We start from the raw sequence: 22,657 nt of genomic DNA, 5'->3' as shown, positions 1-22,657 counted from the left end.
AAAAAAGATCCAGGAGGTACTACCATGGCAAAGAAACCTGAAGGAAAAATCCCGCAAACACCCACCAAGGAATCCTGCTCTCACGAATGTTCCGGCTGCGCATCGGCCGGGAACTGTTCCGATGCAAAACCGGGCCTTCCTCCGAAAGCAGCAATCGATGTAAAACACGTCATCCTTGTCCTCTCGGGCAAGGGCGGTGTCGGCAAGTCCACGGTCTCGGTCAACCTTGCCTATGCGCTTTCGAGCCACGGGTACAATGTCGGCCTGCTTGACCTCGACATGCACGGTCCCAATATCCCGAAAATGCTCGGGTTAGAGGACCAGAAACTCGCGACGATGGGAAACAAGATTGTCCCGGTCAAGGTCACGGGATCCCTTGCGGTCATCTCCATGGCATTTTTACTCCCGGATACGAGCACCCCGATCATCTGGCGCGGGCCCATGAAGATGGCGGCGATCAACCAGTTCCTTACCGATGTCGAATGGGGTTCCCTCGATTATCTTGTCGTGGATCTTCCGCCGGGAACCGGTGACGAAGCCCTCACGATCGCCCAGCTCGCCCCCAATGTCCGGGGCGCCGTGATCGTTACCACGCCGCAGGATGTCGCCACCCTCGATTCGAAAAAAGCGATCAAGTTCGTCGAGAAACTGGGACTGCCGGTGATCGGTATCATCGAGAACATGAGCGGTATGATCTGCCCCCACTGCGGTGAAGAGATCGATCTCTTCGGCAAGGGCGGCGGCAAGAAGATCGCCGAGGAGTTCTCGGTCCCCTTCCTTGGTGCCATCCCGATCGATATAGAGATGCGTAAAGCCGGCGACGAGGGACGGCCCTTTATCATCCGGCGCGGGGACAGCCCTACCTGGGCGAGCGTCGACAAGGTTATGGAATCCCTTGTCAAGGTTGTTGAGGGCTAGGCGACATGGACTACCAGCGGATCCTGTGCGGGAAATCCGAACCCCTTCCCCTCTATGAACCGGTGATCGCCTGCCTCGAACAGCCGCAGGCATTCCCCGACCTCCTCGAACCGATCTACCGGGATGCCATGAAACTGGACGACGAGACTCTTGACCGGTTCCGGTTCGCCCTCCTGCGGCTCCAGCTCTATGCCGATGTCCACCGGAACGAGGACATGGAAAAGGCAATGCATATCCGGTACGTAGCCCAGGTACTGGAGAAAGTGATCTTCGGCACGCTCGTCATGGAGCCCCCCGAGCCCGAAGCCAGCTGAAAACCGGCACCGGGAATACCCCTAAACCACAAACGTATTATCGGGCATGGTATGCACGGATGATACCTATATCTGCCCACCCGGCTCATAGATAATCCAGAGCAGATGAGAAAAATTACCGTCATTTACTGACGGTCCTGCACCATATGCAGCAAAAAAAATACCCGATAAACCCGAATACGGAGATACCCATGTCATCACGGATGCACGCACCGCACACAACCTGCCCCGGCTGTCAGGAAGAGGTCTTCCTTGACGAGCTTGTCGGCGGGAAATGCCCGCTGTGCGGGTGCTCGCTTGAGGAGTTTGACGAAGAGGTGGGCGAGTACGAGGGGATCCTCGACCGGTCCGACCTCTCGTGGCTGATCTTCAATTATTTCGTGTTCAAAAAATTCGTCGATCTCGGTGTCCCGCCCTCCCAGATCATGGAGTTTGTCACAAGCTACGAGCAGAATGCGGACAAACCTGCCGAGGAATGGACCAAGACCGAGTTTTCCCTTGAAATGCCGATGGGAGTGCTGGACCGGATCCGGCCCAAGCGCTGCGCCAAATGCCACCGCCATTTTGTCTTCGGCGGGAAGAAGCAGATCTGCGGCGATATGCGTCACACAGCGGTCCAGATCCAGTACCTCTGCGACCGGTGCTGAATCTTTTTTCCTTTTTATTTTATCTTAAATTCAGGATCCAGACCGGATTTTTTCTTTCCTGGCACTCCATAATCCCACGGAATGGAATAAAAAGAGTCTCCGATTGTATCCTGCCTCTTATTTTCGCAGGGATACGATCATGATAATCCCGATAATCACCAGTGCCGCGAAGCTGATGATGAGGGGAAGGATAAGACTGTAGAGATCCCCGGTTGCCGGTATCGCCGGCAGGAGGGGAACATCAGGAGTTCCGGCAAGCCGGTATTCGAGAATGGAAAGCAGGGCGGACGATCTCCCTATCGTGGAATATTTCTGCTGTCCTACCGTTACGACATATTCTCCGGCCGGCATGCCGGGTGCGTCAAGCGAATAGGTCCACTGGTTGGTATTGGTGCCTTTCACGACCGGGATGCTCCGTGAAGTAACGAGCGACCGGTCCGTTGCGTTCCGGATCTCTACCGTGAGAACGTTTTCTGCTCCCATATTGGTAGTGCCGGTAATAAGAATGGCTTCACCGGTGGCCTGGTCCGGCAGTTTTGCGTTATCGCCGGCCCGGGTAAACCTCACGGAAGGCTCTTCCACATAGAAGTACCGGGGAGTAAAAATATCGTCGGTACCCGAGAGGGAAGAACTGTTGAGGATGGTGGCGGCAACCGGGGTTACATCCGCCCTGAATGATGATTTATCGCCGATATTTGCGATCACTTTCCCCTGGTCGGCGATGCGGATCCCGTCGCTCCAGAGCAGGGGCGCGATCCCCAGTGCCTTGTCCGCCCCCGGGTCCTGGATGATGAGCGCGTACTCGCCGCTGGAGAACCGGCTGGTCTCTTCGGGTTTTACCGTGAAAACATAATTGCCCTGTTTATCGGGCGTGGCGGTGAGGAGGTTAAAATAATTCCTGCCAACGATCCAGAGTGCCATCGTCCCGTTCTCTGCGCCCGTCCCGCTGATGGTGACGGTATCGGCCTTCACGATAGTCTGCGGCCCGCTGGTTGCCGCAGTAATGCCGGCAGAAGCCGGCAGGCTTACGCAGGCTGCGAGAAGAATGGCAAGGAGAATGAAGGCAGGAAGTTTCATAGACATCGCTTCGGGGATAGGATACTGAATAGTACCTCTGTTTTTGCGCTCTTAAGTTAATAGGGAGTAGTATTCACTCATAACTGTAACGCTGGCCCGGGTCCGGAAACGTACACGGTATCCAAAACACCTGCCCATCGCCTCTTAATGGGGGGGTTTACAGGAATCGGCAGGAAAAAAGGGGGATTTGGCCACTCGAAACGGTTTTCCGGCGGGCCCGTCAGTATGTCCGGCCAACGAGCGTTGCCTTGCCCGGCTTCCCGCAGATGATGCACGGGCCGTCGCTCTCGCTGACATAGGGTGAACGCACGTTCGTCCCGAGGATGCTCGAGTTCGCCTGCTCCTCGATCTTATCCCCGCAGGCCCGGTCCTGGCACCAGTGGACAACCGCAACCTTTCCATCGTTGAGCGCCCCGTTGAGCTGCTCCATCGAGGCAACACTGCACAGGTGCGTTTTCATACCGTCTTCCGCCTTTGCCCGGAGTGCATCGGCAACCTCGGCAAGGACCCGGGTGGTATCTTCGGCCGCATTTGCGAGGCATATGGTGGTTTTCTCTCCCGTTCTCTTGACCGCGAGCGCTGTACCGGCATCGAGGTCTCTTGGCCCCAGTTCGAGCCGGAGGGGTACTCCCCGGAGTTCCCACCAGTAATACTTTGCACCGGGCCGCATGTCCCGGGCATCGAGGTTCACCCGGAATCCCGCAGCTTCGAGATCTTTTTTGAGTTTTTCCGCGGCTGCCAGTACATCGTCGCGGCGTTTCCCGATGGTAATCGGGACGATCACCGCCTGGAGCGTGGCGACCGCCGGGGGAAGGATCAGGCCCTTGTCGTCCCCGTGGACGGAGATGAGCGCTGCAATTGAGCGCTCCGAAATCCCATAGCAAGTCTGGTAGGCGATCTGCTGGTTTCCGTCTTTATCTTCATACTGGATCGAAAAGGTCTTCGAGAAGTGGTCGCCGAGATGGTGCACGGTCCCGATCTGGAGGGTCCTGCCGTTTGGCATGATCGTATCGATCGCGATTGTGTAGTCGGCGCCCGGGAACTTGTCCCAGTCGGGGCGCTTCGAGATAATGATCGGGATGCAGAGACTGTTATAGAACTCCAGTGAGAGCGCGATCTCGGACTCCACCTGCGCTTGTGCATCGTCCCAGGTAGCGTGAACCGTGTGGGACTCCATGAACGAGGTGATCTCGCGGGCCCGGATCATCGGTCGGGTCTGCTTGGTCTCGTACCGGAAAGTGTTGACGATCTGGTAGATCTTTAACGGAAGATCGGCATGGGAGCGGACCCAGAGCGCAAACATCGGGTAGATCGCCGTCTCGCTCGTGGGCCGCAGTGCGAGCTTCACGTCAAGGGGTGTCGTGCCCCCATGGGTCACCCAGTAGACCTCCTCCTCGAAACCCTTGATGTGCTCGGCCTCTTTCATGAACTCCTGCTCGGGGATGAGCAGCGGGAAGAGGGCCTCCTTATGGTCGCGGTCGAGCAGCAGCCGCAGGCGGTCGTACACGAACCGGCGGATCGCAAACCCGTACGGGAACCAGACATAGAGCCCTTTTACCGGGTAGCGGACATCCATGATCTCCGCACGCCACAGAAGTTCGTTATACCATTCGGAAAATTCCTGCTTCTTGGGCAGGGCGCCTGTGTCCTCCTCCATGTACAGCCTCGGGTATTAAGCTACCAATTGTATGACTGCCGGCGTAATAAAAGCCTCGACAAAGGCGGCGACGCAAATCAGCGGGAGCACGTACAGGAGGAAGAGCCGGGCATATCGTTTGGCATCTTCGCCCGTATCGCCCGCACCGTACCATTCAGCAATAAGCGACTGCGCCATACAGACCCCGAGCGCCCCGGCAATGATGAACGCCGGGATCTCGAAGATCCCGTGGGGCAGCAGGGCTGCGGCAATGAATGCCGCCGAATGGCCCTGGCTGACGATCTCGGTAACCGAACCTATCACGATCCCGTTCACGCCCAGGATAAAGAGGGTGAGGATCCCAAACGATGCCCCGCCCAGAAAGAGCATGATGCAGGCTTCGAGGTTGTTTGCAAGGAGCTTCGCGCACATGTCGGCGGGATCCCCCATCGTGATCTGGCCGGCTACCTCTTTCTGGAAAAGCGCCATGAGCTGCTCGCCGATAGCCGGCGTATGGGCCGTCCCCACCCAGCCGGCAAGTATTGCCACGATAAAAATGAGGGCCGTAACCACAAGGGCATTTTTAAAAGGAAATGACGGGAGGGTCGGTGCCTCGCTGGGATCAGACATAGAGGACCATCCGGACCATGTCCCGGATACCCGGTGCGAGCCCGACCACGATCATTGCGAGGAGCACGAGGTGCCAGAACGCCTGGTTTGCCTCTTTCCGGTATAACTGCATAATATAGATCGCCGGGAAGAGCACCACGAGTTTTAAGGGGAACATCACAAAGGCTGTCCCGGTCATCTCGATGAGATTGGAGCCGACCACGTGCTGCTCGATATAGTGTACCGCCGGGTGGAAGGTGAGGCCGTAACTCGTGGCGCTTGCATCGAGCATCTGCCCGAAGATCAGCGCTATGTAGAGCGGGTCGTTCACGTACTCCCATTTCAGGACGTAGCGCATACAGGCCCAGACCAGTCCGCCGGTAACGAGGGCCATGAGCGGGATGATCGCAAGGATGAAGAGGTCGACATGGCTGTGCACCATCCCCCAGGAGAGGAGGATGAGCGAGACCACGAGAACTGCCATGCAGCCGGCAAGCGCATAGAACGACAAAAAGTTCTGGATCATGCCGTTTTTCCTGAGCGTCCCGCCGACAAAGATCATGGCAAGGACAAAGAAGAAGAGCAGGAAGTAGATCGGCGGGGTGACGATCAGGTACTGCCAGTCGCCGGTGACCATCCCGGCATCCTGCACGACTCGTAACACTCCCCCCAGGACCACATAGGGAAGGGTGGCGAGGATAAACGCGGCATCGAGTTTTATGCCCCGTTCGGCCAACCACGTTGAATTTGAGAACCAGCGATACAACAAATACACGCCGATAATAAGAATGATTGCGTAGGTGAGCGTCTCGACAATATTATAGGGCTCGCCGTACTTGACGGGATCGATGTAATATTTGTATAGGAAATCACTAATCATTCATAATCCGGATGAGCCCAGATGCAATAAAAGTACTCAAAGAGAAGGTCTTTGACAAGTCCAAGTGGATGCAGTTACCCCGGGATGTGGTAATAGGCCACGATGTGCTGGGCCAGATCGTCCCGGTCTGTGAAGACTTAAAACTGGGCACATCATCGCTTCTGATCTCCGGGAAGAGCACAATGGACCGGGCGGGAAAGACCGTGCAGGAGTACCTTTCCCGCTCAGGTACAGTGCAGGTATTCATTTCCGAGGAGATCAGCCCGGCTATCATCAAAGAGGCCGAGCAGGCAGCACAGGGCGTTGATTTCGTGGTCGGCGTCGGGGGCGGCCGGGTGATCGATACCGCAAAGATCGTCTCCTATAACCTCGACCGGCAGTTCGTATCAGTCCCGACCGCAGCATCCCACGACGGGATCGCCTCGGCCCGGGCCTCGGTCCCGACAAGCGAGGGCAATGTCTCTTTAGAAGCCCACCCGCCGCTTGCGATCATCGCCGATACCGGTATCATTGCAGCCGCCCCCCACCGGCTCCTCGCGGCCGGGTGTGCGGACGTGATCTCCAATTATACCGCGATCCTCGACTGGGAGCTCGCCCACCGGATCAAGGGCGAGCCGATGAGCGAGTACGCCATTGCGCTCTCGAAGATGACCGCCGAGATCCTGGTAAAGAACGCCGACCTCATCAAGCCGCACCAGGAGCAGTCGGCATGGTTCGTGACAAAGGCCCTCGTGTCGAGCGGGGTCGCGATGAGTATCGCCGGCTCGTCCCGCCCGGCGAGCGGGGGGGAGCACAAGTTCTCCCATGCGCTTGACAGGATCGCCCCGGGAAAAGCCCTGCACGGCGAGAGCTGCGGGATCGGCACCATCATCTCGATGTACCTGCACGGCGGCGACTGGCGGGGGATCCGTGCCTCGCTCAAGACCATCGGAGCCCCGACAACCCCGGCCGATCTCGGGATAAGCGACACGGTCGCGGTCGAAGCGCTCCTGATGGCAAAGACTATCCGTCCGGAGCGCTTCACGATCTTTGATACGGGCATCACGAAGGAATCGGCAGAACGCCTTGTTTCGATGCTCTATTCCGAGTGAGCCGGACTGGTTATGAAGTGGAGGGGATTTGGTATGGCAGAAATAAAAACAAAAGTGACGCTCGTCGGGACCGTTCTTGCAAAGCCCGGCACCGAGTTCATCTACGAAGGGGAATCCTCCGAGTGCGGGACCTGCAAGGTAAAAAAGGCCTGCCACAACCTTAACCGGGGGCACCGCTACCGGGTAGTCTCGGTAAGAAGCACCCACCACGAATGCCCGGTCCATTACAACGGGGCGACCGCGGTCGAGGTGACCGAAGCGCCGGTCTCCATGCTCATCAGCGCCGACAAGGCGATTGTCAATTCGAAGATCAAGATCGAGTTCTCGTGCAACAAGACGGACTGCCGGAGTTATCCCCTCTGCCGGCCCGACGGCGTTGTCGAGGGCGAGAAGTACGTGGTCGGGGACGTGCTCGGGAACGCATCCGAGATCTGCAGCAAGGGCCGGGCCCTAAAACTGGTCGAAGTCCGGCCGGCGTAATACTCTTTTTGTTTTTCGTTTTTTTATCGCGGGCGTTCCCTGCGGGCCAGGACCGGTTACGGTTGCCAAAAAAAGCAGATGCCGGTACCCTCAGGCACGAATCCTAAATATGCATCCGACCCCCTGCACCTGTTTTTCCTGAACTCAGGCAAAATCTTCACCGGAGAATTGCTGGTTTTTATCCCCTTTTTCCAGATCCCATGCAGGGGGTCGGATACAAAATTAGTGCTGAAAAGATCACGCATGACCGGTCATTTTGCAGGGCCGGCGCTCTTTCGATCTGAACATCTGCCGATGTAAAAACAGGAACGATCCGGTGTTTTAGGCAGGGGGTCATGGACCCTCCCGAAGGGAAAGCCCTGCAGGGGGTCGGATGCAGAATTAGCAGATTTTTGGTATTTATGCTACCGGTGCCCGGTCCGCCCGGGCCTCCCACAGATCCCCGGCCACCCGGACCACGCGGTCGTATCCTTCGAGCACCCGGCTCCACCGCTCCGGAATTGCGGGAAGGCCCCAGTATGCCCCGGCTAGCGCCCCGCAGCAGGCCCCCACGGTATCTGCATCGCCGCCGAGATTCACGGCCGCGAGCACGGCATTCTCGAAGGTCGCTGCGTTCATGAAACAGGAGAGCGCTGCATGGGAACAGAGCACGGCATCGAGCGACGGGTCCGGTGCATACCTCCCGTAACTCCCAAGCCGGTCGAGGACCTCGGGATCCCGGCACCGGGCCCGGGCCCGGACAAACGCCTGTTTCCGCGATGCGCCCCGGCAGAGATCGGCGGCCATCCCGGTGAGCCACGCGGAACAGGCAGCGGCAACCGGATCGTAGTGCGTGAGCCGGGAACAGGCAATACTGACCTCATACACCCGGTCGGCCGGGTAAAAGATCCCGAGCGGGAACCCCCGCATCACGCTGCCGTTGCTCCGGCTCCCCCCGTTCTTCTTATGCACGAGCCATGCGGCCTGCTGCGGTAGGGTGCCGCGGGCCACCAGATCGAAGAATGCGGAGGATGTCGGGCCGTACCATTCCGGCCGTGCATGGTATCCCTCAAGCAGCCGCAGAATAAGGTCGGATCCGTCAAATCCCTTGCAGGCAAGGAGCGATTCCGCGACCGCAAGGGCCTGGAGCGTATCGTCCGTATACTGTCCGGTATTCCGGGAATGGCGCCCTCCGGGCCGCATGTTTGTCAGCCACGCTTCATATCGGGCAGATCCCTCCAAGGGCGCACCCAACGCGTCCCCAATTGCGAGTCCCGCAAGCATACCCCTCGGGTGAAGGATGTTTCTTATAAATCTCACCAGTAAGGTATATCTGTCGCACAGAAAAAGTATTTTTTCAGAGAGAAGGCGATAGTGTGCAAAAGGAAGAGTTGCTTCATCTGCATATGCTGATGGTACACATCAGGAAGTATTACGAGAGTACGACTAACGAGGAGATCGATACCGAACGATACGATGCACTTGCAATATCTCCCGTTCACATTCACAAGGACAAGAAAGCCCACAAGGATGCTCTTCTCACACTGGGCGAAGAGATCGTTTCCCATATAGAAGGACACCACCCGGTGCATGTGGTGAACTATTCTCCTGAGACTGCAACAGCCCCCACACAGCAGGTCGCAGTCGAACACTAATTTTTATGGATGAGGTGCCGGCATTGCGGGAGATCATCTCCCGCATCCTCTCGCTCTCCCCCGGGGACAGCGGTATCGTAGGTGCCAAGATCGAGGTCTGCCGGAAGTACCGTCTTTTATCGGTCCCGAAGAACTCGGCGATTTTAGCAGCCGCCCTGCCCGAAGAGCGGGAAGTTCTCCGCAGGATCCTTCTCGTCAAGCCTACCCGCACCCTTTCGGGCGTTGCGCCTGTCGCCGTGATGACCTCGCCGTATCCCTGTCCGCACGGCAAGTGCCTTCCCTGCCCGGGCGGGCCGGCCCACCCGTTCGGGTCACCGCAGAGTTATACGGGTGAAGAGCCGGCCGCGAAACGGGCGCGGGAGCACAACTACGACCCGTTCGCGCAGGTCCATGCCCGGCTCAGCCAGTTCGAGACGCTGGGCCACCGGGTGGAAAAGGTGGAACTGATCGTTATGGGCGGGACCATGACCGCCCGGCCCATCATGTACCAGCACGAGTTTGTTGCCCGGTGCATCGAGGCGATGAATACCTATCCGGCAGATTCACCCGCTGCGACCGCGCCCTCCGTTGCCGACGTCGAGGCGGCAAACGAGACCGCAGATGTCAGGTGTATTGCGATCACGTTTGAGACCCGGCCCGACTGGTGCAAAAGAGAGCATATCGACCGGATGCTCGACCTTGGGGTGACCAAGGTGGAGCTCGGCGTCCAGCACACGGACGATGAAATTCTTGCTTTTAACCGCCGGGGCTGCACGGTAGCGGATACCGCGGAGGCAAACCGGCTTTTGCGGGACGCCGGGATCAAGGTCGGGTTCCATATGATGCCCAACCTCCCCCACTCGACGATTGCAAAGGACAAGGAGATGTTCGAAACCATCTTCTCGGATCCCCGGTTCAAGCCGGATTTTTTGAAGATCTACCCGACGCTCGTCACCCCCGGCTCCGAGATCGAGGAACTCTGGGAGCTCAAACGCTATGCCCCGTACGAGGAGAACGAGCTCATCGATCTCATTGCCTATGCAAAGTCCCTTATCCCCGAGTACACCCGTCTCTCCCGGGTGCAGCGTGATATCCCGGCAAAGCTGATCGTGGCCGGGTCCCGGCACTCGAACTTCCGGCAGCTGGCCCAGAACCGGCTTACCGCACAGGGCCGGCGCTGCCACTGCATCCGCTGCCGCGAGATCGGGCGCCTGCCCTCGGACGAGAAGGCCGAGATCCGGGTGACAACGTACGAGTGCTGCGGTGGGAAGGAGCACTTCATATCCGCCGTATCCGGGGACTCGCTCATCGGGTTTGCCCGGCTCCGGTTCCCGTCCTCCGAGTTCCGGCCCGAGCTCCACGAGGCAGCGCTCGTCCGCGAGCTCCATGTGTACGGCAGCCTGGTCCCGGTCGGGAGCGATGCCGCGGAGATCGAGGAGTGGCAGCACCGGAGTTTCGGCCGGATGCTGCTTGCCCGGGCCGAGGAGATTGCACAAGCGGCAGGGTACCGGCGCGTTGCGATCATGAGCGGGATCGGGGTGCGGCCCTATTACCGGAGACAGGGATATGAACGAAAAGGGCCCTACATGGTAAAAGAGATGCCATGAACCCGGCCACCACGGAATTCGTGCGGCAGCGCTTTGCCGAGTATTACAAAAAGGCGGTGCTTGTTGCGCCGTCCTCGCTCGAACAGCGCGAGTGGGGCTTTGTCCTCTTTAACCCGGGGGCAACCGAGATGCGGATGCGCCGGCACACCGCGTTTCCCGGCCGGGGGGAGATGGCGGACTATATCCGGAACCTCGTTCCCTCGCATATCTATTACTCGACCGCCTATTACGAGAAGCCGGATGCACCGACCATGGCGGAGAAGGGATGGTGCGGGGCCGACCTGATCTTCGACCTCGACGCTGACCATATCGTGAAAGGTCCCTACGACCAGATGCTCGCGAGAGTAAAGGCCGAGACGGAGAAACTCCTCGACATGCTGACCGGCGAACTCGGGGTCGACAAAAAGCAGATCGAGCTCGTCTTTTCAGGAGGCCGGGGCTACCATGTCCATATCCGCGACCTTGCGTTTCGCGGGTGGGGGAGCGCGGAACGGCGGGAACTGGTGGATTACATCTGCGGGATCGGCCTTGACCCGGCCATCCTGCTTGGCGCAAACCCGTCCGGGCCCGGGTGGCCGGCCCGGTTCCGGCAGGCGCTCGGTGCGTACCTTGCATGGATCGCGAGTCTCTCCGAAGAGGATGCAATGAAGTACCTGACCGGGCTTGAAGGCGTGGGAAAGGACTCCGCAGCCGGTTTTTTGAAACGTTGCAGCGAAATGGAGGCGGAGGTTGCAAAACCAAAGATCGATCCCACGATCTTCAAGGACCGGGTGATCCGGGCAGCGCTCCAGGAGCAGGAGGGCGAGTTCAAAAAACGCCTCAACGACACGGCAGCGCTTGCCGATGAGCCGGTCACGACCGATATAAAACGCCTGATCCGGATGCCGACCTCCCTCCACGGCGGGAGCGGGATGCAGGTCCAGCAGCTCGAACTCCGCGACCTTGCCGGCTTTGACCCCCTCACCGATGCCGTGGTCTTTTCCGAGCGGGAGGTAAAAGTCGACGCCCGGTTCCCGCTTGCCATGCCGATGCTGGGAAGCACTTATCAGATCCAAAAGGGGATCACTACAGTACCTGAAGCGGTGGCGGTCTTCCTCTGCTGCCGCGGCATAGCAGAAATTGCATAACCTTCCGTTTCAAGAAAAAAAGGGGCATTTTATATGGGGTTTGACGATCTGCGCAGCATCCTGCTCTCCGAGCGCGAAACCGGGAAACTTCTCCAGGTATCCCCGGATCTCTTCGACCGGACGCACGGCGAGATCGCGGAACTCTTAAAGAAGGTGTACGCGATCGAGGACCCGCTCTCGGACGAGGCCCGGGCGCTCATTGAGGAGACGATCGCGATGAAAGAGACCCTGCACGATCTCTTCTCTATCCGCTCGCGCAAGATCCTTGCCCTCGCCCTCATGCACGCCGAGGGCAATTACTATGACCGTGAAGAGGTCAAACGGATGCTTCCGGCCGAGAAGAGCATGTTCGAGCAGGTCGCAGCCGGCCTTCTGGCCTGCCAGGGGACGCTCCTGAAAAACGAGAAGCAACCGCTCGTCCCTGTACCGGCACCGGTTGCAGCGCCGGCTTCTTTGGCCTCTGCTACTCCCGCTGCCCCAACCGATGCAAGCGAGGATGACTGGGAGGCGGCGTACGAGACGGCATCGGGAGAGGCCGGGGAGGCGGGAGAGCCTGCACCCGCTGTGGCCGCAGCGGCTCCCGAAGAACCGCCCCTCACCCCGCATTACCTGCTCGTCAGGGTCCGTGCGGACATGGACACCTTCATGGGGATCGACGGGCGGAACTATGCGCTCGCGAAAGGCGATATCGTAACCCTCCCGGAGCGGAACGCAGCGGTATTAAGCGACCGGGGGATTGTTACGGCCATCACGCTCCCGACCTGCAAGTAGCCTAAACGAGCACCTGCACCGGGCGCACCTGTTTTTTAATTAAGGCGGTATATCCGAATCTATTTAAGATTCCGACGCCAAAACTTTACACTCTTCGCCACGAGAGAATTGCACAAAAACGAGACGATACGGGTGCCGGGGTCCGGACCGGATGCCGGCTGCACCCATATCTTAAATATGAACCTTAGTAAATAATACTGGGATTCGATTATCGGATTTGTATTTCGGTGAAATCATCATGAAGATGCCAGCAAAATTCAAAACCTACTGCCCATTCTGCAGGAGTCACCAGATCCACGAAGTGGAGAAGGTCAAGAAGAGCAAGACAACCGGCCTTCACTGGATCGACCGCCAGAAAGCACGCAGGGGTAAAGTAGGCAACATGGGCAAGTTCTCAAAAGTCCCCGGTGGCGACAAACCGACAAAGAAGATCAACGTCAGGTACCGTTGCACAACCTGTGGAAAGGCACATCTCCGCAAGGGATACCGGGTTGCCAAGTTCGAGTTGACGGAGTGAGTTGAATGGTACGCGAAGCACGTGAAAACCGGAGCAGCTTTGTAAAGGTCAAGTGCCCGGACTGCGACAATGAACAGACGATCTTCTCCAAGGCCAGCACAACCGTCAAGTGTGTTGTCTGCGGAAAGGATCTTGCAACGCCAACCGGCGGAAAGGCGACCTTAAAGGCAGAAGTCGTCTCTGAGTTCAAGTGAGCGCCGCTGACATGCCGGACAGAGAATGGCCCCAAGAATCGGAACTGGTCGTCTGCACCGTTGAAACGGTCAAGGATTTCGTAGCGTTCGTCTCCCTTGACGAATACAACGGCAGGCAGGGGCTCATTCCCATCTCCGAAATTGCAACCGGCTGGATCAAGTATATCCGGGACCACATCCGCGAGGGCCAGAAGATCGTCTGCAAGGTCCTCAATGTGGACCGGGACCGGGGGCACATCGATCTTTCGTTAAAAGACGTTAACGAGCACCAGCGCCGCGAAAAGATCCGGGAATGGAAAAACGAGTCCAAGGCAAAGAAGTGGATCGGGTTTGCTGCGGAGAAAGCCGGGGAACCTGCCGCTGCGATCGAGCAGGTAATCTACGACAAGTACGGCGAATTCTACCCGGTCTTTGAGGATCTGGTCCTTGAGAGTGAGGCCACGGTCAAAAAGCTGGGACTTTCAAAGAATGCCGGCGAAGCACTGGTGCATATTGCCCATGAAAATCTCAAGATCCCGAAGGTGGAAGTGACCGGGCAGCTCGAAATGATGTCGGCACAGCCTGACGGGGTCTCGGTCATCAAATCCGCGCTCAAAAAAGCCCACGATTCAAAGAGCGCCGGTGCCGAGATCGAGATCTTATATCTCGGCGCCCCCCATTACCGGGTCAAGGTAACTGCACCCGATTACAAGAAAGCGGAAAAGGCCCTTGAAAAGGCTGCCCATGCTGCCATTGCGGTCCTTGAAAAGGCCGGCGGCGAGGGCAAACTGATCAAAAAGCCCAAGTCCGGGAAAAGTCAATGAGCGGCAGAATCCGTTACTGCCCAAAAGACCATACCTATACTCTTTTGCTGTCCTGTCCGACCTGCGGAGCGGCTACTGTACCGGCCCACCCGGCCCGGTTCTCCGTGGAAGACCGGTACGGCAGGTACCGGCGGATGGCTAAAAGGGGAACCTCTCCATGATTGACGATATCAGCATCCGGTACGAGGACTCGTTTGCGGATCACCATCTTAACGATCCCGTGCTCATCGAAGGTCTGCCCGGGATTGGCCAGGTGGGAAAACTCGTGGCCGAGTACATGATCCACATGCTCGGGGCACAAAAGATCGGCGATATCCATGCGATCTACCTGCCCCCGCAGGTGATCCTCGATGAGAACGGTATCGCCCGGCTCCCGAGAAACGAGATCTACCTGTACCGGGCAGAGCCGCACGATATCGTCTTTCTCGTGGGCGATTTCCAGAGCACCTCAAACGAGGGCCACTACCTCATGGCCGATGCCTACCTGGACGTTGCGACAGAGCTCGGCGTAAAAAGGATCTATACGCTCGGCGGGTTCGGGGTCGGCCACCTGGTCAATGCGCCCCGGGTGCTCGGTGCGGCAAACCGTGCAGAGCTCAAGCCCGAGATCGAGGCTGCCGGCGTTACGTTCGAGCGCGACGAACCGGGCGGCGGGATCATCGGGGCGGCAGGTCTGATCCTTGGCATGAGCGGGATGCGGGGGATCGACGGGGTCTGCCTGATGGGCGAGACGAGCGGGTATATCGTCGACCCGATGAGCGCCGCTGGCGTGCTTGCGGTGCTCTCGAAGATCATTGCCGTGCCGATCGACCCGACCCAGCTCAACGACCGGGCCGCCGAGATGGAAAAAGTGGTCCAGGGCCTGCTGGAGAACGAGAAGCTCCAGCAGGATGAAGAGCTCAGCTATATCGGCTGAACCTTTTTTTTAAAACTCCCGCATGTGCCCGGCACGGGTCAACGGCTTTTTTATCGTGCAGTGTCCAAACTGAAAAGACAGCCATGCTTGCCAATGCCGACCTGCACATCCATTCGCCGTATTCCATTGCCGTCTCCCGGTTTATGCAGCCGGAGGCGCTAATCCGGGGCTGTGTCACCAAGGGGATCCAGGTGCTTGGCACCGGCGATGCACTCCAGCCGGACTGGCTCGCCGGATGGAAATCGTTTTTTGAGAACGATGCTGGCATCACCATCGTCCCGCAGGCAGAGATCGAGGACAAGAGCCGGGTTCACCATGTTGTCCTTGCCGAGGATCCCGCCCAGTTCGACCAGCTCCGCGAGCTGCTGGCAGGAACAGCAAAGAGTTTTGTAACGAGCGGCCGGCCCCATGTGTACCTCAGTGGGGAGGAGATTGCCCGGCGGGCCCACGAGGTGGGTGCCCTTGTCGGGCCGGCCCATGCCTTTACCCCGTGGACGGCAATGTATGCCTATTTCGACAGCATCTCCGCCTGCTACGGGAGCGAACCGGTGGATTTTGTGGAGCTCGGCCTCTCTGCGGACAGCTCGTACGGAGCCGCCATCCCGGATCTCTACGATCTCCCGTTTCTCACCAACTCCGATGCCCACAGCCCGACGCCGGACAAGCTCGGGCGGGAGTTTACCCGGTTTACCCTCCGCGCAAATACTCCCAAGGGCGTGCTTGCCGCGATCCGGTCCGGACAGGTTGCATTAAATGCCGGGTTCTTCCCGGAAGAGGGAAAGTACAACCGGACGGCATGCACCCGCTGCTACACGCAATATTCTCTTGAAGAAGCGATCGGGCATCACTGGCGGTGTCCTGCGGATGGCGGGCAGATCAAAAAAGGCGTCTTTGACCGGGCAAAGGAACTCGCAAAAGGCGGGACCGCCCGGCCCCGGCCGCCGTATCTCCACGTGCTGCCGCTGGCCCAGATCATCCAGACGGTTGAAGGCGCATCGTCGCCGAACACCAAGAAATGTCGGGGGATTTACGATGCGTTTATCACCGCGTTCGGGAACGAGATCGCGGTTATCACGGATGTCCCGCTTGCCGAGATCCGAGCCATCCACCCGAAGGTGGCAGAGGCGGTATCCGCACTGCGGGAGAACCGGGTCGTGCTGCACCCGGGCGGCGGCGGGAAGTATGGGACGTTCTCGCTGGTGTGAGGTCTGGGCAGGATACACCAGTACATTCATCGTAAAGAAAACAACGTATTGAGACCGTGCTTCTTGCCACTTTTACCGATAGCGAGCACTCGCCCCCCTGCCCCCTCGCGCTCGACGGGTGGCACGGCCATACCCGTCTCGCTAGGGGGAGTCCGTAAGAACATTGCCAAAGGAATGCAGGATACCTATTTTTTAAAAAATCCCGCCGAAGCAGTGTCCCGGAATTTTCCTGCCCGTGAGAAGGTTACGAAAAAAAGGGTAGTTTGAATTATACGTCGAAGTAGAGCTGGAACTCCCACGGGTGGGGGCGGAGCCGGACTGCGTCGATCTCTGCACGCTTGAGCTCGATCCATGCCTCGATGACATCCGGTGTGAAGACGCCGCCTTCGAGCAGGAACTTGTGGTCGCTTTCGAGTGCATCGATGGACTGTTCGAGCGAGCCGGGAACGGTCGGGAGCTTCTTTGCCGCCTTGCCGTCGAGCTCGTAGGTGTTTCCTTCGAAGGGCTTGCCCGGGTCGATCTTCTTCTTGATACCGTCGATACCGGCCATCAGGAGGGCCGAGAACGAAAGGTACGGGTTGCAGGTCGGGTCGGGCGGACGGAATTCGATCCGCTTCGACTTGGGGTTCTCGGAGTACATCGGGATCCTGACTGCCGCCGAGCGGTTCCGGAGCGAGTACACGAGGTTGACCGGTGCTTCGTAGCCGGGCACGAGACGCTTATACGAGTTGGTTGACGGGGCGCAGAAGGCCATGAGCGCATTTGCATGCGTTAAGAGACCGCCGATGTAGTACTTTGCGGTCTGGCTGATCATACCGTAGCCTTTCGGATCGAAGAACAGGTTTTTGCCGCCCTTCCAGATGGACTGGTGGGTGTGCATGCCGGAGCCATTGTCGCCAAAGAGCGGCTTTGGCATGAACGTTGCAACCATGCCGAACTGGAGGGCAACGTTCTTGACGATGTATTTGTACATCAGGCAGTTGTCGGCCTGCCTGACAAGCGAGTTGTACCGGATATCGATCTCGTTTTGTCCTGCTGTTGCCACTTCGTGGTGGTGGACTTCTACCGGGATGCCCGTATCGATCATCTTGTTGATGATGTGGCTTCTTACATCCTGGAGCGAGTCGTGCGGCGGGACCGGGAAGTATCCTTCCTTGTGCCGGATCTTGTAGCCGAGATTCGGGTCCTCGTCGCGGCCGGAGTTCCAGATACCCTCGGTGGAATCGACCGAGTAGAATCCTTCGTTGACGGTCTGGGAGTATCTCACATCGTTAAAGAGGAAGAACTCGTATTCCGGTCCCCAGAAACTCTCGTCGCCAATGCCGGAGGACTTGAGGTATGCCTCTGCCTTCTGGGCAATGTATCGCGGGTCGCGGCTGTAGGCTACCTTGTTGATCGGGTCAAAGACGTTACAGACGATGGAGAGCGTGGGGACTTCGCAGACCGGGTCGACAACTGCCGTCGACGGGTCCAGGTACAGGACCATGTCGGACTCCTGGATCTTCTGGAACCCCCGGATGGACGAACCGTCAAAGCCGATCCCTTCTGCCCAGATGCCGGAGCTGGGGTCGGTTTCCTTTGCGAGTTCTTTTGCCGGGATAGAGAAATGCTGCCAGAGTCCCGGCAGGTCGTTGAATTTGAAATCAACAATCGAGAGATCCTTCTTTTTTATAAGAGAACCAATCGGGCTGATCTGGTCCTTTGTCACCTTTGGTATCGTGGTCTTTTGTGCCATCTGGTCACCTTGTATTGTACCCGTCAGGCTGGTATGTACGCGAGAGGAGGGACGGTGTGTACCCGTGTGTGCCGTACCTGATGCCTTTAGAGTAGCAGGAAGTAGATTTCCTAGCGATTGTATTTAAAAGATTCCAAACATGCCGGGTGAACTTACCCGGCCGTTACCCGACAATCCGAGAACAAGCCGTAAAGATTAATGAAACCGGCCTCCAACATATTCGATCAATGCTTAATGTACACCGGGATATCTGCGGGTATTGCGGATGCTGTGTATCAGTCTGCCCTGAAGGCGCACTGGAACTGATCGACGCATACCTTTCGGTTGAGGAGAACTGTACAGGCTGCGGTATCTGCGCCAAGGTCTGTCCGCTGGGAGCGCTGGAGGTCGTGCATGAAAAGTAAATACGACATCCTGATCGTCGGCGGCGGCCCGGCCGGTGCCATCGCTGCAAAGACCGCGGCAGAAAAAGGGCTCTCCGTCTGCCTTGTCGAGAAACGCCCGGCAATCGGTGCCCCGGTCCGCTGTGCGGAGGGAATCGGGAAAGAGGCCCTTGCCGAGTTTATCGACGCTGACCCGCGCTGGATCTCTGCGGAGATGACCGGGGCGGTTGTCGTGGCACCCGACGGCTTTGAGATGACGCTCGAATCCTCCATGGCCGGGGGAAAAGTAGGGTACATCCTCGACCGCAAGGTCTTTGACCGGGAACTGGTCTGGCGGGCGGCAGAGGCCGGTGCGGATGTCTTTGTCAAGACCCGGGCCTCGGCCCCGCTGATGTCGAACGGGCGGGTCAAAGGCGCCCAGCTCGAATCCTGCGGCAATGTCCAGAAGGTCAATGCCGAGGTCGTAATAGCAGCCGATGGCATCGAGTCCAAGTTTGCCAAGTGGGCGGGTATCGATACGACCGTCCCGGTCCGGGAGATCATGAGCTCGGTCCAGTACGTGATGACCGATATCGACATCAACCCCCATGCAACGATCTTCTATATCGGAAACGAGGTCGCCCCCGAAGGCTACCTCTGGATCTTCCCCAAGGGCAGGCGGGCGGCAAATGTGGGTATCGGGATCTCCGGCCGGAAGAGCGGCAAGGGCCACCGGGCAAAGGACTATCTTGACAAGTTCGTCAAGCAGAAGTTCCCGCATGGCAAGACCATCGAAAGCATTGTCGGCGGCGTCTCGGTCTGCCGGCCGCTGGAATGCACGGTTGCCGACGGCCTGATGCTTGCCGGCGATGCGGCCCGTGTCGTGGATCCGCTTACGGGCGGCGGTATTTACAATTCAATGTTTACCGGCAAGCTCGCCGCCGAGACCGCAGCAGCCTGCATTGCAAAGGGCGACACCTCGAAAAAGGCGCTCATGGCCTACGACAAGGCATGGCGTGCGTCACCGATGGGCAAGACCATCGAGCGCAACTACCACATCAAGGAGTACATGATCAAGCAGTCCGACGAGAAGATGAACACGATCATCCACTCCGTATCGAAGATGGACTTAAAAGAGTTCTCCACACTCTCGCTGATAAAAGAGTTGCTGAAGGCCAACCCGAAGCTGCTCGTGGAGCTCGGGGCCCTTGCGGCCTCACTCCGTTGATTTTTTTAACTGTTTGTTTAAGAGCCGCAGGCAGTCGTCCTCGGCCTCTTTCTTGGTAAAGACCGTGAAGGTATCCCCGGCCTGGATCCGGACATTCCCGCTCGGGATAATGAGCCCGCCGCCGGTTCTCCGGATGGCGATGAAAACGAAGTCTTTCACTTTGAGTTCATGGATCTCGTGGCCCACGATCGGTGCGCCCTCTTCTGCCACGATCTCGAAGATGCTGCCGCCGGGGATCGAGGCGAGCTGCTGGAGCTGCGGGTTCTCGGTCCAGTAGTAGAGCCGCGATGCCACGAGGTCGTCCGGGTTCTCGCTGATCCTGACCCCGACTTCCTTAAAGAATTCTGAGTGGGCTGACTGGTTGACGATGGCAACGACCGTAGGGACGTGGAACCGTTTTGCAAGCCAGCAGGTCATCAGGTTGACCGCATCGTCGCTCGTTGTTGCGACAAACGCATCGGTCCGGTCAATGCCGGCCTCCTCAAGCGTGGACTTGTCCGTGGCATTACCGGTGATCGCAAGGATATCGTAGTGCTCCAGGATCTCACTGCACCGGGCTTCTTCATGGTCGATCACGACGACGTTGTTGCCGTGTTCGACCGCCTGCCTGACAAGGCTGCGTCCGATGCCGCCGAGCCCCACGATGATAATATACATGACTACCGGTTACCATCATCGCCATTGAAATAATTTGCGCAACAGACCTTAGGTACCGTGATCTGCGGGGTCGACGAAGCGGGAAAAGGATCGGTGCTGGGGCCGATGGTGGTTGCGGGAGTGGCTGTTCGTTCCGCCGCTGTCTTTGACGACCTCGGGGTAAAGGATTCCAAAACCCTCTCACCGGCCGAGCGGGAACGGCTCTTTCCTCTTATAAAAAAGCGGTGCAGGACCGCTGTTGTCATCCTCCCGTCTGAAGAGATTGACCGTATCCGACGCGAGATGACGATGAATGCCATCGTTGCCCGGGCGCATGCGCAGGTGATCGAGAAAGCGCATCCCAAAACCGCGTATGTCGATGCCTGCGATGTCAACCCGCTCCGGTATGCAGAGACCGTAAAGAGCCACCTTGCGACCCCCTGCGAGATCGTATCCGAGCACCACGCGGATGATACCTACCCAATCGTATCCGCAGCAAGCATCATCGCGAAAGTCACCCGGGACCGGGAGATTGAAAAACTCAAGGAAAAGTATGGCGATATCGGGAGCGGGTACCCGTCCGACCCGGTTACCATCGCGTACCTCTCCGCATATATCGACGAGCACCGCGTTCCCCCGCCTATAGCCCGGAAAAGCTGGAAGACGGTCAGCGCCCTGCTCGGGAAAAAATCCCAGAGCAGCCTTGCGGCATTTTTTTAAAATTTTTGTTGCGGCGTTTTTCTCCTCGTATATAAACCTCCATTCCTTTATCAGGTTCCCCATGCCAAAAGATATGGATGGACTGGATCCTGATCCTCGTTGCCCTGGTGGCACTGTACGCCATTGTCGCGTATATTATTCATTCGCGAAACCTCTGGGCCGACCATATTGTTTTTTACGGCCCGATCATGGCGATCAAGACCCACAGGGTTGCGTTCTTCGATAAGTTTACCCGGTTCCGCACGTTTTTCAGGATCTACGGAACGGTCGGTGTCATTGCGGTTATCATTGTCTCCGTTTTTATCACCGTTATGCTCTTTTTGTCGATCCGGTATACCCTCATGATCAAACCGGAGCCGACCGGGATCTACGAGCCGCAGAACATTCTTCTGCTCCCCGGGATCAACGAGTATGTTCCCTCGACATTTGCGGTCTGGTTTGCATTTTTCTTAACCATTGTGATCCACGAATTCGGGCATGCAATCCTCTGCCGGGTGGAAAATATCAAGGTCAGGGGCATGGGCGTGCTCCTTGCCGTTATTCCCATCGGGTTCTTTGTTGAGCCGGATGACGAGGAGCTCGAACAGAAAAAAGGCATGCCCAAGATGCGGATGTTCGGCGCCGGGATCACGAACAACCTTGTCGTGGGGTTTACCTGTTTTGTGCTGATCATCCTCATGTTCGGTATGGTGGTGCCGGCCACGCAGCCGGCAGTCCACGGGATCTACAAGGGCTACCCGGCCGATAACGCGAGCGTGGCGCAGGGGTCGGTAGTAACCGCGATCAACGGGATCCCGGTGGAGAGCCGGGCGGATGTCTCTGCGATCCTCAATACAACAAAACCCGGGGATACGGTGAAGCTCTCCACGGTAAAGGACGGGACCGCAGCCGATTATACGATCACGCTTGCTGCATGGCCAAAGGAATATGGCAATAACCAGACGAGCGGTTTCATGGGAGTCCAGTACTATGACGGTACTGCTGTCAAGTCTGCGGTAGGGTCGATGCTTTCACCGGTCGGGTTCTTTGAGTTTCTGATCGTGCCCTTTGCGAGTGGGGATGCTGCCCAGTACCTGCGCATCTTAGCGTTCGATACGCCCGATACGTCCTATTACCAGGCGCCGTTTGCCGGGTTCTGGGATGCGATCCACATCCTCTTCTGGTGCGCTTGGATCAACATCAACGTGGGGATCTTCAATGCGATCCCGATGGTCCCGCTGGACGGCGGGTATATCTTCAAGGAAGGAGTCGACCGGCTCCTCGACCGGCGCGGGCTCATTAAGTATTCGAGCTATGTGGTCGGGGCGGTCAGCTACGTGATGATCGTTGTCCTGATCTCGCTTATCATGCTGCCGTATTTGCTGCATATGTGAGCGGCTGCCGGGCAGAACCTTTCCGATTTTTTACTGCAGGGTGTGTCTGGCGATAGCTTTCGCTGCCGTCGTGTGTGATCATGAGCCGTAGTATCATCATCCCCATTCGTTCATTAGTTCAGATAATGTCTGATAACGGGCAGATGTATCATTAAAAAAGATTCGAACAAAAAAGTACTGCGATTTTTTGCCCGAAAA

26 protein-coding genes are annotated in these 22,657 nt (G+C 57.9%); 19 read left to right on the top strand and 7 right to left on the bottom strand.

All coding sequences use genetic code 11. The features are described from left to right. Positions 1 to 24 precede the first annotated feature (24 nt). From BP758_RS05750 to BP758_RS05740, 3 genes are all read left to right on the top strand, one after another. The gene (locus tag BP758_RS05750; protein WP_292369586.1) at positions 25 to 918 is read left to right on the top strand and encodes an Mrp/NBP35 family ATP-binding protein; all 894 of its coding nucleotides are present in this window, start codon (positions 25 to 27) and stop codon (positions 916 to 918) included. A 5-nt stretch (positions 919 to 923) separates the two neighbouring features. Further along, entirely contained in the window at positions 924 to 1,232 is a 309-nt protein-coding gene (locus BP758_RS05745; protein ID WP_292369584.1) for a hypothetical protein, read from the top strand. Positions 1,233 to 1,423: 191 nt separating this feature from the next. Continuing rightward, entirely contained in the window at positions 1,424 to 1,879 is a 456-nt protein-coding gene (locus tag BP758_RS05740; RefSeq protein WP_292369582.1) for a hypothetical protein, read from the top strand. 117 nt (positions 1,880 to 1,996) lie between these two features. Here BP758_RS05740 and BP758_RS05735 read toward each other — a convergent pair whose 3' ends face one another. The 4 genes from BP758_RS05735 to BP758_RS05720 all read right to left on the bottom strand — a co-directional run bounded on the left by BP758_RS05735 (position 1,997) and on the right by BP758_RS05720 (position 6,081). Next, on the bottom strand, positions 1,997 to 2,956 hold the full coding sequence (locus BP758_RS05735; RefSeq protein WP_292369581.1) for a hypothetical protein: 960 nt from the start codon (positions 2,954 to 2,956) through the stop codon (positions 1,997 to 1,999). A gap of 220 nt (positions 2,957 to 3,176) precedes the next feature. After that, entirely contained in the window at positions 3,177 to 4,613 is a 1,437-nt protein-coding gene (gene proS / locus BP758_RS05730; protein WP_292369579.1) for a proline--tRNA ligase, read from the bottom strand. Positions 4,614 to 4,628: 15 nt separating this feature from the next. Beyond that, positions 4,629 to 5,222, bottom strand: coding sequence for a stage II sporulation protein M (locus BP758_RS05725; RefSeq protein WP_292369577.1), 594 nt, complete (start codon positions 5,220 to 5,222; stop codon positions 4,629 to 4,631). Next, on the bottom strand, positions 5,215 to 6,081 hold the full coding sequence (locus tag BP758_RS05720) for a DUF63 family protein (RefSeq protein WP_292369575.1): 867 nt from the start codon (positions 6,079 to 6,081) through the stop codon (positions 5,215 to 5,217). The genes BP758_RS05725 and BP758_RS05720 overlap by 8 nt, the downstream gene beginning before the upstream one ends. Positions 6,082 to 6,092: 11 nt before the next feature. Between BP758_RS05720 and BP758_RS05715 the strand changes: the two genes are divergently transcribed. Then, positions 6,093 to 7,172, top strand: coding sequence for an NAD(P)-dependent glycerol-1-phosphate dehydrogenase (locus BP758_RS05715; RefSeq protein WP_292369573.1), 1,080 nt, complete (start codon positions 6,093 to 6,095; stop codon positions 7,170 to 7,172). 33 nt (positions 7,173 to 7,205) lie between these two features. Then, positions 7,206 to 7,652 (top strand): UPF0179 family protein, encoded by a 447-nt coding sequence (locus BP758_RS05710; RefSeq protein ID WP_292369572.1) that lies wholly within the window; start codon positions 7,206 to 7,208, stop codon positions 7,650 to 7,652. Between the two features lie 399 nt (positions 7,653 to 8,051). Here BP758_RS05710 and BP758_RS05705 read toward each other — a convergent pair whose 3' ends face one another. After that, on the bottom strand, positions 8,052 to 8,915 hold the full coding sequence (locus tag BP758_RS05705; protein WP_292369570.1) for an ADP-ribosylglycohydrolase family protein: 864 nt from the start codon (positions 8,913 to 8,915) through the stop codon (positions 8,052 to 8,054). A gap of 92 nt (positions 8,916 to 9,007) precedes the next feature. On the opposite strand from BP758_RS05705, the gene BP758_RS05700 reads away from it, so the two are divergent. The 10 genes from BP758_RS05700 to BP758_RS05655 all read left to right on the top strand — a co-directional run bounded on the left by BP758_RS05700 (position 9,008) and on the right by BP758_RS05655 (position 16,405). After that, positions 9,008 to 9,286, top strand: coding sequence for a UPF0058 family protein (locus BP758_RS05700; protein WP_292369568.1), 279 nt, complete (start codon positions 9,008 to 9,010; stop codon positions 9,284 to 9,286). 5 nt (positions 9,287 to 9,291) lie between these two features. Continuing rightward, positions 9,292 to 10,872 carry a tRNA uridine(34) 5-carboxymethylaminomethyl modification radical SAM/GNAT enzyme Elp3 gene (locus tag BP758_RS05695; RefSeq protein WP_292369566.1) on the top strand — a complete coding sequence of 527 codons (1,581 nt, stop codon included), beginning with the start codon at positions 9,292 to 9,294 and terminating at the stop codon, positions 10,870 to 10,872. Next, the gene (gene priS / locus BP758_RS05690; RefSeq protein ID WP_292369564.1) at positions 10,869 to 11,999 is read left to right on the top strand and encodes a DNA primase catalytic subunit PriS; all 1,131 of its coding nucleotides are present in this window, start codon (positions 10,869 to 10,871) and stop codon (positions 11,997 to 11,999) included. Before BP758_RS05695 ends, priS begins: the two co-directional genes overlap by 4 nt. A 33-nt stretch (positions 12,000 to 12,032) precedes the next feature. Then, the gene (locus tag BP758_RS05685; protein WP_292369563.1) at positions 12,033 to 12,770 is read left to right on the top strand and encodes a hypothetical protein; all 738 of its coding nucleotides are present in this window, start codon (positions 12,033 to 12,035) and stop codon (positions 12,768 to 12,770) included. A 238-nt stretch (positions 12,771 to 13,008) separates the two neighbouring features. Continuing rightward, positions 13,009 to 13,287, top strand: coding sequence for a 50S ribosomal protein L44e (locus tag BP758_RS05680; protein ID WP_292369561.1), 279 nt, complete (start codon positions 13,009 to 13,011; stop codon positions 13,285 to 13,287). Positions 13,288 to 13,292: 5 nt separating this feature from the next. Beyond that, positions 13,293 to 13,481 carry a 30S ribosomal protein S27e gene (locus BP758_RS05675; protein WP_292369560.1) on the top strand — a complete coding sequence of 63 codons (189 nt, stop codon included), beginning with the start codon at positions 13,293 to 13,295 and terminating at the stop codon, positions 13,479 to 13,481. An 11-nt stretch (positions 13,482 to 13,492) separates the two neighbouring features. After that, on the top strand, positions 13,493 to 14,284 hold the full coding sequence (locus tag BP758_RS05670) for a translation initiation factor IF-2 subunit alpha (RefSeq protein WP_292369558.1): 792 nt from the start codon (positions 13,493 to 13,495) through the stop codon (positions 14,282 to 14,284). Then, entirely contained in the window at positions 14,281 to 14,445 is a 165-nt protein-coding gene (locus BP758_RS05665; RefSeq protein ID WP_292369556.1) for an RNA-protein complex protein Nop10, read from the top strand. The genes BP758_RS05670 and BP758_RS05665 overlap by 4 nt, the downstream gene beginning before the upstream one ends. Then, the gene (locus BP758_RS05660; RefSeq protein ID WP_292369554.1) at positions 14,442 to 15,200 is read left to right on the top strand and encodes a proteasome assembly chaperone family protein; all 759 of its coding nucleotides are present in this window, start codon (positions 14,442 to 14,444) and stop codon (positions 15,198 to 15,200) included. The genes BP758_RS05665 and BP758_RS05660 overlap by 4 nt, the downstream gene beginning before the upstream one ends. Before the next feature lie 83 nt (positions 15,201 to 15,283). Further along, positions 15,284 to 16,405 (top strand): endonuclease Q family protein, encoded by a 1,122-nt coding sequence (locus BP758_RS05655; protein ID WP_292369552.1) that lies wholly within the window; start codon positions 15,284 to 15,286, stop codon positions 16,403 to 16,405. A gap of 268 nt (positions 16,406 to 16,673) precedes the next feature. Here BP758_RS05655 and glnA read toward each other — a convergent pair whose 3' ends face one another. Continuing rightward, positions 16,674 to 18,140: a type I glutamate--ammonia ligase gene (gene glnA / locus BP758_RS05650; protein WP_292369550.1), complete on the bottom strand. Its 1,467-nt coding sequence runs from the start codon at positions 18,138 to 18,140 to the stop codon at positions 16,674 to 16,676. A 227-nt stretch (positions 18,141 to 18,367) separates the two neighbouring features. On the opposite strand from glnA, the gene BP758_RS05645 reads away from it, so the two are divergent. Together BP758_RS05645 and BP758_RS05640 are read left to right on the top strand one after the other, a co-directional pair. Next, positions 18,368 to 18,544, top strand: a complete 177-nt coding sequence (locus tag BP758_RS05645) for a 4Fe-4S binding protein (protein ID WP_292369548.1) — start codon at positions 18,368 to 18,370, stop codon at positions 18,542 to 18,544. Beyond that, positions 18,534 to 19,730 (top strand): NAD(P)/FAD-dependent oxidoreductase, encoded by a 1,197-nt coding sequence (locus BP758_RS05640; RefSeq protein ID WP_292369546.1) that lies wholly within the window; start codon positions 18,534 to 18,536, stop codon positions 19,728 to 19,730. The genes BP758_RS05645 and BP758_RS05640 overlap by 11 nt, the downstream gene beginning before the upstream one ends. Here the strand turns inward: BP758_RS05640 and BP758_RS05635 are convergent. Beyond that, positions 19,719 to 20,387, bottom strand: a complete 669-nt coding sequence (locus BP758_RS05635) for a potassium channel family protein (RefSeq protein WP_292369544.1) — start codon at positions 20,385 to 20,387, stop codon at positions 19,719 to 19,721. The two genes, BP758_RS05640 and BP758_RS05635, sit on opposite strands and share 12 nt — an antisense overlap. Positions 20,388 to 20,444: 57 nt before the next feature. On the opposite strand from BP758_RS05635, the gene rnhB reads away from it, so the two are divergent. After that, positions 20,445 to 21,086, top strand: a complete 642-nt coding sequence (rnhB, locus tag BP758_RS05630; protein ID WP_292369541.1) for a ribonuclease HII — start codon at positions 20,445 to 20,447, stop codon at positions 21,084 to 21,086. A 77-nt stretch (positions 21,087 to 21,163) separates the two neighbouring features. Continuing rightward, complete coding sequence (locus BP758_RS05625; RefSeq protein ID WP_292369539.1) at positions 21,164 to 22,459, top strand: site-2 protease family protein; 1,296 nt, start codon at positions 21,164 to 21,166, stop codon at positions 22,457 to 22,459. Positions 22,460 to 22,657: the final 198 nt, after the last annotated feature.

The sequence above is a fragment of the Methanoregula sp. UBA64 genome (genome assembly GCF_002502735.1).
GTDB lineage: Archaea > Halobacteriota > Methanomicrobia > Methanomicrobiales > Methanospirillaceae > Methanoregula.
This window is presented reverse-complemented; position numbering and strand designations above follow the sequence as displayed.